The sequence below is a fragment of the Variovorax sp. YR634 genome (assembly GCF_900106655.1).
Taxonomy (GTDB): Bacteria; Pseudomonadota; Gammaproteobacteria; order Burkholderiales; family Burkholderiaceae_C; genus Variovorax.
This window is the reverse complement of the sequence record NZ_FNOL01000001.1, coordinates 145,922-160,210: the sequence shown is the minus strand read 5'-3', so window position 1 is coordinate 160,210 and position 14,289 is coordinate 145,922. Positions and strand designations below refer to the sequence as shown.

At 67.3% G+C, this 14,289-nt stretch carries 13 protein-coding genes; 2 read left to right on the top strand and 11 right to left on the bottom strand.

The window, feature by feature from the left end:
* Window positions 1–2: 2 nt before the first annotated feature.
* The gene (tal, locus tag BLV60_RS00705) at window positions 3–959 is read right to left on the bottom strand and encodes a transaldolase (RefSeq protein ID WP_093048365.1); all 957 of its coding nucleotides are present in this window, start codon (window positions 957–959) and stop codon (window positions 3–5) included.
* A gap of 242 nt (window positions 960–1,201) precedes the next feature.
* Between tal and BLV60_RS00700 the strand changes: the two genes are divergently transcribed.
* Window positions 1,202–1,870: a lipocalin family protein gene (locus BLV60_RS00700; RefSeq protein ID WP_093048363.1), complete on the top strand. Its 669-nt coding sequence runs from the start codon at window positions 1,202–1,204 to the stop codon at window positions 1,868–1,870.
* Here the strand turns inward: BLV60_RS00700 and BLV60_RS00695 are convergent.
* From BLV60_RS00695 to BLV60_RS00680, 4 genes are read right to left on the bottom strand one after another with little or no spacing between them, the layout of a single operon-like run.
* A complete protein-coding gene (locus BLV60_RS00695; RefSeq protein ID WP_093048360.1) occupies window positions 1,816–2,478 on the bottom strand; it encodes an HAD family hydrolase in 663 nt (220 codons plus the stop codon). The two genes, BLV60_RS00700 and BLV60_RS00695, sit on opposite strands and share 55 nt — an antisense overlap.
* Window positions 2,479–2,490: 12 nt before the next feature.
* Complete coding sequence (locus tag BLV60_RS00690) at window positions 2,491–3,543, bottom strand: ABC transporter ATP-binding protein (protein ID WP_093048359.1); 1,053 nt, start codon at window positions 3,541–3,543, stop codon at window positions 2,491–2,493.
* Between the two features lie 16 nt (window positions 3,544–3,559).
* Window positions 3,560–5,821, bottom strand: a complete 2,262-nt coding sequence (locus BLV60_RS00685) for an ABC transporter permease (RefSeq protein WP_093048356.1) — start codon at window positions 5,819–5,821, stop codon at window positions 3,560–3,562.
* Window positions 5,822–6,835, bottom strand: a complete 1,014-nt coding sequence (locus BLV60_RS00680; RefSeq protein WP_093048353.1) for an ABC transporter substrate-binding protein — start codon at window positions 6,833–6,835, stop codon at window positions 5,822–5,824.
* Between the two features lie 165 nt (window positions 6,836–7,000).
* Here BLV60_RS00680 and zwf point away from each other — a divergent pair, with 165 nt between their 5' ends.
* Complete coding sequence (gene zwf, locus BLV60_RS00675; protein WP_093048351.1) at window positions 7,001–8,473, top strand: glucose-6-phosphate dehydrogenase; 1,473 nt, start codon at window positions 7,001–7,003, stop codon at window positions 8,471–8,473.
* A gap of 18 nt (window positions 8,474–8,491) precedes the next feature.
* On the opposite strand, the gene ygiD is transcribed toward zwf, so the two are convergent.
* The 6 genes from ygiD to BLV60_RS00645 all read right to left on the bottom strand — a co-directional run bounded on the left by ygiD (window position 8,492) and on the right by BLV60_RS00645 (window position 14,254).
* Window positions 8,492–9,400, bottom strand: coding sequence for a 4,5-DOPA-extradiol-dioxygenase (ygiD, locus tag BLV60_RS00670; protein WP_093050280.1), 909 nt, complete (start codon window positions 9,398–9,400; stop codon window positions 8,492–8,494).
* 75 nt (window positions 9,401–9,475) lie between these two features.
* Window positions 9,476–10,981: a monocarboxylate uptake permease MctP gene (gene mctP, locus BLV60_RS00665; RefSeq protein ID WP_093050277.1), complete on the bottom strand. Its 1,506-nt coding sequence runs from the start codon at window positions 10,979–10,981 to the stop codon at window positions 9,476–9,478.
* A complete protein-coding gene (locus BLV60_RS00660; RefSeq protein ID WP_093048348.1) occupies window positions 10,981–11,160 on the bottom strand; it encodes a DUF3311 domain-containing protein in 180 nt (59 codons plus the stop codon). The genes mctP and BLV60_RS00660 overlap by 1 nt, the downstream gene beginning before the upstream one ends.
* 94 nt (window positions 11,161–11,254) lie before the next feature.
* Window positions 11,255–12,250 carry an ABC transporter ATP-binding protein gene (locus BLV60_RS00655; protein WP_093048345.1) on the bottom strand — a complete coding sequence of 332 codons (996 nt, stop codon included), beginning with the start codon at window positions 12,248–12,250 and terminating at the stop codon, window positions 11,255–11,257.
* Window positions 12,247–13,317: an ABC transporter ATP-binding protein gene (locus BLV60_RS00650; protein WP_093048342.1), complete on the bottom strand. Its 1,071-nt coding sequence runs from the start codon at window positions 13,315–13,317 to the stop codon at window positions 12,247–12,249. The genes BLV60_RS00655 and BLV60_RS00650 overlap by 4 nt, the downstream gene beginning before the upstream one ends.
* Before the next feature lie 25 nt (window positions 13,318–13,342).
* Window positions 13,343–14,254: an ABC transporter permease gene (locus BLV60_RS00645; RefSeq protein ID WP_093048339.1), complete on the bottom strand. Its 912-nt coding sequence runs from the start codon at window positions 14,252–14,254 to the stop codon at window positions 13,343–13,345.
* Window positions 14,255–14,289: the final 35 nt, after the last annotated feature.

The window sequence follows — 14,289 nt, the reverse complement described above, 5'->3', positions numbered from 1 at the left end:
GTTTATTTGCCGCTTTCCTGCATGAGCTTTTCGAGCTTCACGGCGTCGGCCGCGAAGGCGCGGATGCCTTCGGCGAGCTTCTCGGTGGCCATGGCGTCTTCGTTCAGGGCAAAGCGGAAGCCCGCCTCGTCGTAGCTGACCTTGGCGACGTCGCCGCCAGTTGCAGCCTTGGCGTCGAGCGCGTGCTGCAGCGGCTCGTTGCTGGCGGCCAGCTCGGCCAGCAGCTCGGGGCTGATGGTCAGCAGGTCGCAGCCGGCGAGCGCCTGGATCTGTCCCACATTGCGGAAGCTCGCGCCCATGACTTCGGTCTTGATGCCGTGCTGCTTGTAGTAGTTGAAGATTTCGCGCACCGACTTCACGCCGGGGTCGTTCGCGCCGGCGCTCGCAGCCTCGTCCCACTTGGCGCCGGCGGACTTCTTGTACCAGTCGTAGATGCGGCCCACGAAGGGCGAGATGAGCTGCACGCCCGCAGCGCCGCAGGCCACGGCCTGCGCGAACGAGAACAGCAGCGTGAGGTTGGTGCGAATGCCCTTCTGCTCCAGGGCGCGCGCCGCCTCGATGCCTTCCCAGGTGGAGGCCACCTTGATGAGCAGGCGTTTTTCGGTGTCGATGCCTTCGGCCTTGTAGAGCGCCACGATGCGCTCGCCGCGCGCAATGGTCGCGGCCGTGTCGAAGGACAGGCGGGCGTCGACTTCGGTCGACACGCGGCCCGGGATGATCGAGAGGATTTCGGTGCCGAAGCGCACGAGCAGGCGGTCGATGACCTCGTCGAGCGGCTTGCCCGCGTGCTTCTTCACTGTCTCGTCGAGCAGCGGCCGGTATTCGGGCTTCTGCACGGCCTTGAGGATCAGCGAGGGATTGGTGGTCGCGTCCTGTGGCTTGGAAACGCTGAGCTGCTTGAAGTCACCGGTGTCGGCGACGACGGTGGTCCATTGGCGGAGGGCATCGAGTTGGTTCATGAAATCATTATCCAGTGCGGGTTGTGACAAGTCCTGCACGCAGTTGCGCGTCGGCCGATGTTTTCATGCGCACCGTAGCACGGGTTTTCACGCGGCTCCATCGGCCTGATGCCCGTGTGGTTGTCGCCGCTCTCCGGCCTCCCCGCCCTACACCGCCTGTGGTCCGTGGCTGACGGGCGCGTGCCCTGCCCTTGGCTAGCCTAAGTTTTACGCCGAATGTCTTCATCCCTCAGGAGTGCCTCATGACCCCTCGCACGCGCGCCGACGCCACCACCGTCCGGCCTTTCGACGACCGCCGCACCAGCAATGCGATCGGCGCAATGGCCACGGCCTTCGTCGTGGGCGGCGTGGCCACCTGGTTCGCCATGGACGCGGCGCGCACCGCACGCGCCCGGCCGGCCGGCCCGGCTGACGGCGCACCGCTGATGCGCGCGCCGCTGCAGGTGGTGGCGCCGGTCGATCTGCAGCGCTATGCGGGCATCTGGCACGAGCAGGCCCGCCTGCCGAACCGCTTCCAGAAACAATGTGCCGGCCCCGTGGTCGCCGAATACACCCCGCAGCCTGGGGGCGCCGTGCAGGTGCTCAATCGCTGCGTGCGGGAAGACGGCAACTTCGACGAGGCCGTCGGCGCTGCCCGCGTGGTGCCGGTGGCAGGCCAGCCTGGCGCAGGCCGCCTCCAGGTGCGATTTGCGCCAGCGTGGCTCGGCTGGCTGCCGATGGTCTGGGGCGACTACTGGATCCTGAAGCTCGACCGCGACTATCAGGTTTCGCTGGTCGGCACGCCCGACCGCCAATACCTGTGGGTGCTGTCGCGCGCGCCACGCCTCGACGAGGCCGTGCTGCGCGCTGAACTGGACTACGCCCGCAGCCTGGGGTTCGACACCGACAAGGTGGTGCTCACCGGCAGGTAGCGCTGCAGCTGCGAAGGCAGCACGGCCGGCGCGGTGCAATGAATGGCGTGCCAGCCGAAGGCACGCGCCGCCTCCACGTTGGCGGCCGAATCGTCGATGAACACGGTCTGTGCCGGATCGAGGCGGTAGCGCATCGCCAGCACTTCGTAGATCTCGCGTTCGGGCTTGAGGAACTTCACGTCCCCCGAGAACACGCCGCCGTCGAAGCGCTGCATGAAGGCGTGCTTGCGCTCGATGGCGCGGGCGTACGGCGCGGGCATGTTCGACAGGTAGTACAGGCGCAGCGGCTGGCCGGCTTCGCGGTGGGCAATCAGCTGTTCGAGCATGTCGACCGTGACGCCGATGGGCTCCAGCCGCTCGCCCAGCCCTTCGAGCATGGTGTGAAGCGGCTCGGCCGGCAGCGAAAGCCGCGCCGTCATGCGGGCGATGGCGTCGTCCAGCGTGCGGGTGCCGCAGTCGAAACCCGTCCAGTCGTCGTGATGGAAAAGCGCCCTGCCCAAGGCGGCCGCGGCGGCTTCAGTGGGTGCGTGTTGGGAGAGATGGGCCTGTACCAGCCGTGTGGGCTCCCATGCGAACAGCACGGCGCCCAAGTCGAAAACCACGTTCATGGCGCCATTGTTTCATGCGCCGGGCACCACGCTCACGCCATGGGCTCCCAGGGACAGCGTGGCCTGCGCGCCGGCAGCCAGCGGGCGGGACAGGTCGGTCGACACCACGAAGACCGGCCCCAGTGTGGTGTCGAAGCCGTATTCGTAGAAGCTGCCGAGGTAGGCGGCCTTGCGCAGCGTGGCCGGAAGGCCGTCCGCCGCGCCAATGGCGCCGATCTGCCAGGCTTCGGGCCGCACCGCCACCTTCACCGTGCCGGGCGCCACCGCGTAGCGCGGCTGCAGGCGCAGCGGGCCGAGCGCCACGCTGCCGTCGGCTTGCGCCGTGGCGGGAAACACCATCGCCTCGCCCATGAAACCGGCGACGAACTCGCTCTCGGGCCGCCCGTAGAGTTGCTCGGGCGTGCCGCGCTGGGCAATCACGCCGTGGTCCATCACGATGATCTGGTCGCTCACGGCCAGCGCCTCGCTCTGGTCGTGCGTGACGTAGGCCACCGTGAGCTTCAGCCGCTGCTGCAGCGAGCGGATTTCCTCGCGCATCTCGCGGCGCAGCCGGGCATCGAGGTTCGACAGCGGCTCGTCGAACAGCAGCACCGCCGGTTCGAGCACCAGCGCACGCGCCAGCGCCACGCGCTGCTGCTGGCCGCCCGAAAGCTCGCTGGGCAGGCGCTCGTCGAAGCCGACCAGCCCCACGCCCCGCAGCGCCTCGCGCGCCCGCGACGTGGCCTCGTCTTTCTTCACACCGCTCATGCGCAGGCCGTAGCTCACGTTCTCGATCACATTCATGTGCGGGAACAGCGCGTAGCTCTGGAACATCATGCTGACGTTGCGCTCGGCCGGGCCGAGCGTGGTGACGTCTCGCCCGCCCATGAAGATCGAGCCCGAGGTCGGCGATTCGAGCCCAGCGATCATCCGCAGCGTGGTCGTCTTGCCGCAGCCCGAGGGCCCGAGGATGGTGGTAAGCGTGCCTACCGGTACTTCGAAGCTGATGCCCTTGACGGCCAGCGGCGCGTTCTTGTCCGCGCCGTAGCGCTTGGTGACGTTGCGGAATTCGATGCCGTTGCTCATGGATTCTTCTCTCGTTTCAATGCACGGGCGCGGGCACGACCGGCACACCCGCCTTGCGCCGCCCAAGCTTGCGCTCCCCAACCACCCACTGCACCAGCGCAATGGCCAGCGACATCAGGATCATGAGCACCGTGCAGTACGCCAGCGCGATGCCGTAGTCGCCGTTGCCGACGCGGCCGATGATGTAGGTGGTCGCCAGTTCGTTCTCGGCCGTGACCAGGAAGATCACCGCGCTCACCGTCGTCATGGCGCGCACGAAGCTGTAGACCAGCGCGGCCACCAGCGCGGGCTTGAGCAGCGGCAGCACCACCTTGAAGAGCGTCTGCGAGGTCGAGGCGCGCAGCATCAGCGAAGCCTCGTCGAGCGAGCGGTCGAGCTGCTTGAAGGCCGCCGTGCCGGCCCGCACGCCCACCGGCAGGTTCCGGAACATGAAGCACAGCACGATGATGAGCCCCGTGCCCGTGAGCTCGAAAGGCGGCACGTTGAAAGCCAGGATGTAGCTCACGCCCAGCACCGTGCCCGGAATCGCAAAGGCCAGCAACGCACCGAACTCGAACAGCCCCTGCCCCCTGAACTCGTTGCGCGCCAGCAGCCACGCAATCAGCAGGCCCAGCGCCGCGGTAATGGGCGCCGAGATGCCCGCCAGCTTGAGCGTGGTGATCAGCGAGTTCCACGCGGTGCCGGCCCACACCAGCCCGAACTGCCCCCACTCGAGCGCAAAGGCGTTCTTGAAGTGGTTCAGCGTGAAGCTGTAGTCGCGTCCCCAGGTCTGCACGAAGCCGCCCGCGAAGGCGAACAGGTACACCACGGCGGTGAACGCGATCCAAGGCAAGGCGATGCAGTAGATGGTGCGGCGCACGCCGTCGGGCAGCGCCATCGCGATGCCAGCGTCGCCCTTGCCGCTCACGGTGGTGTAGTTCTGCTTGCCCAGCACGCCGCGCTGCAGCGCGAACACGCCGAGCGCGAACAGCGTGAGCACCCAGGCCAGCGAGGCCGCGCGGCCCTGGTCGTACTGCGCGCCGACGATGGCAAAGAAGATGTCGGTCGACAGCACCGAGAACTGCCCGCCCACCACCACCGGGTTGCCGAAGTCGGCAATGCTCTCGATGAAGCCCACCAGGAAGGCGTTGGCCAGCCCCGGCTTCAAGAGCGGCAGCGTGATGGTGAAGAAGGTGCGGCGGCGGTCGGCGCGCAGCATTTGCGCGGCTTCCTCGAGGCTGGGCGCAATGCCCTGCACCACGCCGCGCATGATCATGAAGGCGATGGGCGTGAACGCGAACAGCTGCGCCACCAGCACGCCCGGCATGCCGTAGAACCAGCGCGTGGGCTCGATGCCGAACACGTTCTCCAGCACCTGGTTGACGATGCCGGCGCGGCCGAACAGCAAGATGAGCCCGAGGCCCACCACGAAGGGCGGCGTGATGATCGGCAGCAGCGCCAGCACCCGCAGCGCGCCCTGCCCGCGCTTGCTGCCGCGCTCGGCCATCAGCGCCATCAGCGTGCCGAGGAAGGTGGTGCCGGCCGCCGTGAGCAGGGCCAGCACCAGCGTGTTCCACGCCACGCCGCAGCGCACGCCGCCGGAGAGGCAGCCAAGGCCCCAGATGCGCTCGGTGAACACGCGCGCGACGAACGCGGTGATCGACCACTGCCCGTCCTCATTGAAGAACGCACCGGACAACGCCTTGCTCACCGGATAGGCAATGAACAGCGCCATCAGCACGCCGCAGCCGATGACCGCGGCAGACACGAACAGGTCGCCCTTGAAGAGGCCCAGCCGCGCAATGCCGAAGGCCGCCAGCAGCACCAGCGCGGTGAGCGCCACGAAGCCGCCCGCGCCGATGCCGAACTGGTTGATGGCCAGCTCGCCGAACTGCGCGTTGAGCGCCGCAAAGCTCCAGCCCCGCGCGCCGATGGCAAAGCCCGTGACGGCAAGCCCGATGGCACCGATCGCGCCGCCCGCCAGCAGCCAGCGCCCTTGTGCCCGCCCCGCCGGCAGCCACGCGCCCACGGCGCACATCACCAGCCCCGCAAGGCCGATGAAGAGCCAGCTGCGGCCCTGCGTAGCCGCCTGCATCAGGCCGTTGGCACCCTCCGCCTGACCGAAGACCTGCGGAACGGCCTCGTACCAAGTGGCATCCTGGATCGCATACCAGGGCAGCAGCAGGTACGCAGCAAAGCCCAGCGCGACCCACGCCCAGATCCAGCGCCGCGAGCGCCGGATGGCAGCCAGCGACGCCGGATTGACCGGCGCGCCTTCAGCGACTGAACGCGCGTCCACTTAGCGCGGCAGCGAATTGACGTCTTTTTCCCAGCGCGCAATCAGGCGGCGGCGCTCGGCACTGGCACCGTACTTGGCGTAGTCGTAGTTGATGAACTTGATCTTCTTGAAGTCCGGGATGCGCGGGTCGAGCTTGGCGTTGATGTTGCTCGGCAGTTGGAACTGCTTGTTGGCGGCGCCCAGCTCCTGCGCGGCGGGCGTCAGTGCCCATTCGTAGAACTTCTTGGCGGCGTCGAGGTTGCGCGCGCCCTTGATGATGCTCATGGAGCCGATCTCGGCGCCCGTGCCATCACTCGGCGTGATGGTCTCGACCGGAAAGCCCTGCATCTTCTCGCCGGGGCCGTCATGCACGAAGCTGATGGAGATGGCGGTTTCGCCACGCGCCACCGCCTTGATCGGGCCGGTACCGGAGCGGGTGTACTGGCCCACGTTCTTGTGCAGCGCCTTGAGGTAGTCGAAGGCCTTGTCCTCGCCCATCATCTGCACCAGCGTGGCGATCATGGTGTAGGCCGTGCCGCTCGATGCGGGGTTGGCCACCTGGATGTCGCCCTTGTACTCGGGCTTGAGCAGGTCGGCCCAGGTCTTGGGCACCGGCAGCTTCTTCTTGGCCAGCAGCTCGGGGTTGTAGCCGAAGCCCAGCGGGCCCGAATAGATGCCGACCGTCTTGTAGCCCGACTGCTTGGCCTGCTGCTGGGCCCAGGGGTGCAGCTGCGACAGCGTGGGCGACTTGTATTCGAGCGTGAGCCCCTGCTCGGCCGCCTGCAGGTGCGGGTCGCCGGTGCCGCCGAACCAGATGTCGGTCTTGGGGTTGTCCTTCTCGGCAATCAGCTGGGCCAGCGCCTCGCCCGAGCCCTTGAGCGCCATGTTGATGCGCACGCCGGTGGTACGGGCATAGACGGTGGAAATCACGTTGCACCACTCGGCCTGGACCGAGCAGATCACGTTGACGGTCTGGGCCGACGCGGCGGCCGACAGGCCGAGCAGCACGGCTGCGGTGAGAATCTTGCTCTTCATTGGGTCCCTCCACCTCTGTGCAATAAAAAAAGGCCTCGCGGCCATGGGGCAGCGTAGCTTTAGTACAGGTCTCTCGAATCGGTACAAGTACCATCGCGACTGGCGCATGTCGCATCAGCGACGCCTGCAGCCTGCCTCGGCACTCAGACAAAGGAAAGTTTTCTCATGAGCTTCGATCTCGTTCTGTTCGGCGGTACTGGCGATCTCGCGTGGCGCAAGCTGATGCCCGCGCTGTTCCAGGCATTCCGGCACGGCAGTCTGCCACCTGACGGCCGCATCGTCGGCGTGGCGCGGGACGACCTGTCGGACGACCAGTACCGGGAACTGATCCAGTCGCGCTTCAAGGCGGTCGAAGGCGCCAAGCGGCCTTCACCGGAGGAATTCGAGAAGTTCGCCTCCATGCTGCACTACCTGCGCATGGACCTCTCGAAGCCCGACGACTATGCCCGCCTGGCGAGCCTGCTCAACCAGCGCGACGCCAAGACGGTGGTGATGTACGTGGCCACGGCGCCCGCGCTCTTCACCCAGGTGGTCGAGCAGATCGCGGCGGCCGGGCTCAATGGCTCCAGGACCCGCATCGTGCTTGAGAAGCCGCTGGGCCACGACCTGGCTTCCAACCGCGCCATCAACTCCGCCGTCGGCAAGGTGCTCGAAGAAAAGCAGGTCTTTCGCATCGACCACTACCTCGGCAAGCCTTCGGTGCAGAACCTGTTCGCCATGCGCTTCGGCAATGCGCTGTTCGAGCCCATCTGGCGCCGCGAGCACATCTCCAACATCCAGATCACCATTGCCGAAGACCTGGGCGTGGAAAAGCGCGGCGCCTTCTACGACCAGACCGGCGCGCTGCGCGACATGGTGCAGAACCACGCGCTGCAGCTGCTGTGCGCCGTGGCCATGGAGCCGCCGATCAACTCGCACGCCGACGCCATCCGCGACGAAAAGCTCAAGGTGCTGCGCGCCCTCAAGCCCTGGACGCCCGAGAGCCTGGGCCTGCACACGGTGCGCGGCCAGTACACGGCCGGCACGGCCTACGGCGAGCGGGTGCAGGGCTACCGCGACGAGCCGGGCGTGAACCCGGACAGCCGCACCGAGACCTTCGTGGCGCTGCGCACCGAAATCGCCAACTGGCGCTGGGCCGGCGTGCCCTTCTACATCCGCACCGGCAAGCGGCTGGCTTCGCGCGACGCGCGCATCGAGGTCAACTTCAGGCCCACGCCGCATGCCATCTACCGGGCACCGGCGGGCAACGTCAACAAGCTGGTGATCAACCTGCAGCCCAAGGACGGGCTGGAGCTTCACATGCTCGCGCAGGCGCAGGACAACCGGCAGCGCACCAACGGCAACCAGAGCGCGGCCGCGCAACTGGCGCCGGTGCAGCTCGACCTCGACTTCGACAAGCGCTTCGGCGCCGAACGCGTAGGCGCCTACGAGCGCCTGCTGCTCGACGTGATCGATGGCCGCCTGAACCTGTTCGTGCGCAGCGACGAGCAGGAAGAAGCATGGCGCTGGGTCGAGCCGCTGATCGACAGCTGGGAATCGGACGGCGGCCCGCGCCCCTATGCGGCTGGCACCTGGGGCCCGAGCGCGTCCAGCGCGATGATTGCGCGCGACGGCTTCGCCTGGGGCGAAGAGCAGTAACGCCCGCTTCGGTCGCGCTCAGCCGAACTGCAGGCAACGCATGCTGAGCGTGCCCGACTGGAATCCCTCGTAGATCGTCTTCGCGCGCTCGCCGCTCCCGGCGGCGCCGAGGGCGTAGAGAAACGGGTAATAGTGATCGGGCATCGCCACGGCGGTCGATGCGCCTTCCAGCTTCGCGTAGTCGACCAGTGCGCGGTCGTCACGGCCCGCAAGTGCAGACTTCACCGCATCGTCGAACGACTGTGCCCATGGCCGGCTTGCGCTGGGCCCGTCGGGCGTTCCGCGGTCGGTAGCGCGCAGGTTGTGCACCACGTTGCCGCTGCCCATCACCAGCACGCCCTTGTCGCGCAGCGCGGCGAGGTCGCGGCCCACCGCGTAGTGGAAGGCGGCCGGCTTGTCGTAGTCGATGCTGAGCTGGAACACGGGAATGTCGGCCTTGGGGTACAGGTGCTTCAGCACCGACCACGTGCCGTGGTCGAGGCCCCATTGCTCGGTGGCGATCACCGGCGTCTGCTTCACCACGCCGACGGTCTCCTGGGCAAGCGCGGGGTGACCCGGCGCCGGGTATTCGATGTCGAACAGCGCCTGCGGGAAGCCGCCGAAATCGTGGATCGTCTTCGGCCTCGTCTGCATGCCGACACCGGTGGCACCGCGGCTGAGCCAGTGCGCCGACACGCTGAGGATGGCCGACGGCCGGGGCAGCTCGCGGCCCCATGCAGACAGCCGGCGCGTGAAGGCGTTGTCGCTGATGGCGTTCATCGGTGAGCCGTGGCCAATGAAGACGACCGGCATGCGGCGCGTAGGTGCATCCGCGGCTTGCACGCTGCAGGCCAGCGAGGCCAGCACCGCAGTCGCGCCAAGGGCAGTGCCCATCAGGAAGCCGCGGCGGCCCAGTTCGGAGGTTGCAAGCGTTGTCGTCATTGGCATGGCGGCACTCTGCAACAGTTTTCGGCGCAAGGCGGTGCCTTTGCGCACACTTTTTCGAAGATCGATGGTTCTGGCCTACTTCCTCGCGAGCACCGGTGCCTCGCGCAGCGGCGCTCCCTTGACCACGAGTTGCACCACCACCGCGACCACGATGTTGAGCACCAGCGCCGCCAGCCCGGTGTAGAGCGTGTAGCTGCCATCGCCGATCACGAAGGTGTGCACCGGCTTGATGCCGTCCGAGAACGCCAGCCAGCTGCCGCCGAGCAGCCCCACAGCCCAGCCCGCCAGCAGCGCCGGTGCACGGAACCAGCCGAAGAACAGGCCGAACACCACCGCCGGGAAGGTCTGCAGGATCCACAGGCCACCCAGCAGTTGCAGGTCGAGCGCGAACTGCGTGGGCAGGAACAGGATGAACACCAGCGCCCCCAGCTTGACCACCAGCGACACGATCTTCGCGACCTTGGCCTCGCCCGCCGGCGTGACGTCGGGCCGCACGTAGGCTTTCCAGAAGTTGCGCGTGAACAGATTGGCCGCGCCGATCGACATCACCGCCGCCGGCACCAGCGCGCCGATGGCGATGGCCGCGAACGCGAAGCCCGCGAACCACGACGGGAACAGCGCATTGAAGAGCGCCGGCACCACGTCGTTGTTGCTCTTCACCGTGAGATGGGCTGCATAGGCCATGTAGCCCAGCAGCGCGATGAGCCCCAGCAGCACCGTGTACGCCGGCAGGAAGACGGCATTCTTGCGGATGGTGTTGGCGCTCTTGGCCGCGAAGATGCCGGTGAGCGTGTGCGGGTACATGAAGGCCGCGAGCGCCGAGCCCAGCGCCAGGCTCGCGTACGGCAGGTACTGCGCCGGCTTGAGCGTGAGCCCGGTCGCGCCGCCCTTGGCCGCGAAGGCATCGCCGGCCGCGTGGAACACGCTGCCGTAGCCGCCGAGCTTCATGGGCACAAGCACCACGGCCACCAGCACCACGATGTAGATCATCAGGTCCTTCACGAACGCGATGAGCGCCGGCGCGCGCAGCCCCGCCGAGTAGGTGTAGAGCGCCAGGATCACGAAGGCCGCCGCCAGCGGCAGCTCGCCCGTGAGCCCCAGCGCCTTGATGACCACCTCCATGCCGACCAGTTGCAGCGCGATGTAGGGCATGGTCGCGACCACGCCGGTCACGGCAATGGCCAGCTCCAGCGCGCGCGAGCCGTAGCGGCCGTACACCACGTCGGCGGCAGTCACGTGCCCGGCCTTGTGCGCGGCATGCCAGAGCTTCGGCATGATGATGAAGACGATGGGGTACACGAGGATGGTGTACGGCAGCGCGAAGAAGCCGTAGGCACCCACGGCGTACACCAGCGCCGGCACGGCGATCACGGTGTAGGCGGTGTAGAAGTCGCCGCCCACCAGGAACCAGGTGATCCAGGTGCCGAAGTTGCGCCCGCCCAGGCCCCACTCGTCGAGGTGCGCGCCCTTGCCCTTGGCGCCGCCGCTCTGCCAGCGCGAGGCCCAGAAGCCCATCACGGTGACCAGCACGAAGAAGAAGACGAAGACCGACAGCGCGGTCCAGTTGATCTGGCCGCCCATCATTCGTCTCCCTCTTCATACCCGTTGCGGTAGACGATCCAGATCAGCAGCGCGGTGATCGGCACCCACAGCAGCTGGTACCAGTAGAAGAAAGGAAAGCCGAACAGCTCCGGCAAGGGGCTGTTGTAGAACGGCAGCCACAGAAGCCCGATGAAGGGCAACAAGAGCAAGGCCCACATGTGCTGTTCTCCTTGGTGTGATTTTTACGAAAGCACCAAGGAGTTATAGACCTGAAGCCGAACACGCGGCGCCGACCCGGATTAAGCGGCCGTGCTAGATACGGCCCTCCTCGGCCGCATGGCAAGCGACTTGCACGCCCTTGATGCTCAGCAGCTTCGGGCGCTCGGAAGAACAGCGCGCATTCGCATGCGGGCAGCGCGGGTGAAAGGCGCAGCCCGTGGGCGGGTTCAGCGGGTTCGGCACTTCGCCCTGCACCGGCGTGCGCTGGCGCCCCGTGTGCTTCATCTGCGGAATGGCATCGAGCAGCATGCGGGTGTATGGATGCTGCGGCGCCGAGAACAGCTTCTGCTTGTCGGCCACCTCGACCAGCCGGCCCAGGTACATCACGCCGACCTGGTCGGCCACGTGGCGCACCACGGCGAGGTTGTGCGAGATGAAGAGATAGGTCAGGCCCTGCTCGCGCTGCAGGTCCTTCATGATGTTGAGCACCTGCGCCTGCACGCTCACGTCGAGCGCCGAGGTGGGCTCGTCGCACACCAGGAACTCGGGCTGCGTGGCGAGCGCGCGCGCAATCGAGATGCGCTGGCGCTGGCCGCCCGAGAACTGGTGCGGGTACTTGCTCATGTCCAGCGGCGAGAGGCCGACCGACTTGAGCAGTTCGCCCACGCGCTCGCGCAGCGCGGCCTTGTCGCTCAGGATGTCGTGCTCGCGCAGCGGCTCGCCGATGATGTCCTCGACGATCCAGCGCGGGTTGAGGCTCGCGTAGGGGTCCTGGAAGATCATCTGAATGCGGCGGCGCAGCTTGCGGCCTTCGGGGGTCTTGAACGCGGCGTGCGCGTCCTGCCCGTCGAACTGCAGGCCGCCGCGCGTGGGCGCGTAGAGGCCCACCAGCAGGCGCGCCACGGTGCTTTTGCCGCAGCCCGATTCGCCTACCAACGCCAGCGTCTTGCCGCGCTCGATGGAAAAGCTCACGCCGTCGACCGCATGCAGCAGCACGCGCGGCTTGCGTTCGAGCACGCGGTTGAGCCAGGGCGGCGAGACGTCGAAGGTGCGGGCGAGGTCGTGTGCGACCACGAGCGGTTCGCTCATCGCGTCACCTCCACGATGGGTTCGGCCGCTTCGGGCGTGGCGCGTTCGCCGGCCGCCAGTGCGTCGTGATGCCTTGCCGCGATCTCGGCCTGGCCGGCATGCGGATCGGCGGCATCGTGCAGCCAGCAGGCAGCGCGCGTGGCACCGGCGTGCATGAGCTCCGGCCGCTCGGTGAGGCAGCGCGCAAAGGTGCGCGGGCAACGCGGGTTGTAGGCACAGCCAGTGGGGATGGCGTTGAGCCGCGGCATTGCACCGTCGATCTGGTTGAGCCTCTCGCGGTCGCTCGTCATGTCGGGAATCGATGCCATCAGGCCCGAGGTGTAGGGGTGCGCAGGCTGGTGGATCACTTCGTGCACCGGGCCGATTTCGGCGATGCGGCCCGCATACATCACGGCCACGCGGTCGCAGGTTTCGGCGATCACGCCCATGTCGTGCGTAATCAACATCACCGCTGCGCCGCGGTCCTTGCAGACCTGCTTGAGCAGTTGAATGATCTGCGCCTGGATCGACACGTCGAGCGCGGTGGTCGGCTCGTCGGCCACGATGAGCTTCGGCTCAGCTGCAAGCGCCAATGCGATCACCACGCGCTGCCGCATGCCACCCGAGAACTGGTGCGGGAAGTGGTCGATGCGCTGCTCGGCGGCGGGAATGCCGGTGTCCTGCAGCAGGCCGATGGCCCGCTTGCGCGCTTCACTCTCGGTCACGGGCAAGTGGGCGCGAATGGTTTCTATCAGCTGCCGGCCCACGGTGTAGAGCGGGTTCAGCGAAGTCAGCGGGTCCTGGAAGATCGCGCCGATCTTGCGGCCGCGAATGGGCCGCATCGCGTCGAAGCCGAGGTTGTCGATGCGCTGGCCCTCCAGCAGGATCTCGCCACCGGCCACACGGCCCGGCGGTTCGAGCAGGCCGATGATGGCCGCGCCGGTGAGCGACTTGCCGGCGCCCGATTCGCCCACCACGCCGAGGATTTCGCCGGGCGCGATGTCGAATGAAATGCGGTCGAGCGCACGCAGCGTGCCGCGGCGGTGCGGAAATTCGACGACGAGGTCTTTGACCTGGAGCAGCGTCATGGTGGCGTTCTCCTTATCTTTCTCTTCAGCGCAGACGAGGGTTGAGCGCGTCGCGCAGCCAGTCGCCAAGCAGGTTCACGCTGAGTGCGATCAGCACCAGCATCAGGCCCGGAAACACCGTGATCCACCATTCGCCCGAGAACAGGTACTGGTTGCCGATGCTGATGAGCGTGCCCAGCGAAGGCGAAGTCGGCGGCACGCCGACGCCGAGGAACGACAGCGTGGCCTCGGTGATGATGGCCGTGGCCACCTGGATCGTGGCCAGCACCATCACCGGCCCCATCACGTTGGGCAGCACGTGGCGCAGCATGATGCGCATAGGCGCCACGCCGGTGACGCGCGCGGCCTGCACATATTCCTTGTTGCGCTCCACCAGCGTGGAGCCGCGCACCGTGCGCGCGTACTGCACCCAGCCGGTCAGCGAGATGGAAATAATCAGCACGCCGAAGGCCAGCGACTCGTGCGCGCCGGGAAAGAGCGCGCGGCCGACGCCGGCAATGAGCAGTGCCACCAGGATGGGCGGAAACGACAGCATCACGTCGCACACGCGCATGAGGAAGGAGTCGAGCCAGCCGCCGAAGAAGCCGGCGAGCAGGCCCAGCACCACGCCGACCGCCACCGACAGCACCACCGACACCAGGCCGACGATCAGCGAGATGCGTGCGCCGTAGATGACGGCCGAGAGAATGTCGCGGCCCTGGTCATCGGTGCCCAGCAGGTACTTGGCCGAACCTTCGGCGCTCCATGCGGGCGGCAGGCGCGCGTCGCTGAGCTCGAGGGTGGCGAGGTCGAAGGGGTTGTGCGGCGACACCCATCCGGCGAACACCGCGCAGACCACGCAGACCAGCGCGATCAGCGCCGCGCCAATGGCCACGGGCGATGTGCGAAAGCTGTAGCCGACATCGCTGTCGAGCCAACGGGCGAGTGTTTTTTTCATCGTGAGGCAAAAGGAATGGGCCCGCAAGAAGCGGG

Coding starts and splice junctions, on each gene's coding strand:
- tal (WP_093048365.1), bottom strand. CDS start 959: ATGAACCAACTCGATGCCCTCCGCCAATGGACCACCGTCGTCGCCGAC.
- zwf (WP_093048351.1), top strand. CDS start 7,001: ATGAGCTTCGATCTCGTTCTGTTCGGCGGTACTGGCGATCTCGCGTGG.
- BLV60_RS00660 (WP_093048348.1), bottom strand. CDS start 11,160: ATGTGGGCCTTGCTCTTGTTGCCCTTCATCGGGCTTCTGTGGCTGCCG.
- BLV60_RS00690 (WP_093048359.1), bottom strand. CDS start 3,543: ATGAGCAACGGCATCGAATTCCGCAACGTCACCAAGCGCTACGGCGCG.
- BLV60_RS00650 (WP_093048342.1), bottom strand. CDS start 13,317: ATGACGCTGCTCCAGGTCAAAGACCTCGTCGTCGAATTTCCGCACCGC.
- BLV60_RS00695 (WP_093048360.1), bottom strand. CDS start 2,478: ATGAACGTGGTTTTCGACTTGGGCGCCGTGCTGTTCGCATGGGAGCCC.
- ygiD (WP_093050280.1), bottom strand. CDS start 9,400: ATGCCAATGACGACAACGCTTGCAACCTCCGAACTGGGCCGCCGCGGC.
- BLV60_RS00645 (WP_093048339.1), bottom strand. CDS start 14,254: ATGAAAAAAACACTCGCCCGTTGGCTCGACAGCGATGTCGGCTACAGC.
- BLV60_RS00680 (WP_093048353.1), bottom strand. CDS start 6,835: ATGAAGAGCAAGATTCTCACCGCAGCCGTGCTGCTCGGCCTGTCGGCC.
- BLV60_RS00655 (WP_093048345.1), bottom strand. CDS start 12,250: ATGAGCGAACCGCTCGTGGTCGCACACGACCTCGCCCGCACCTTCGAC.
- mctP (WP_093050277.1), bottom strand. CDS start 10,981: ATGGGCGGCCAGATCAACTGGACCGCGCTGTCGGTCTTCGTCTTCTTC.
- BLV60_RS00700 (WP_093048363.1), top strand. CDS start 1,202: ATGACCCCTCGCACGCGCGCCGACGCCACCACCGTCCGGCCTTTCGAC.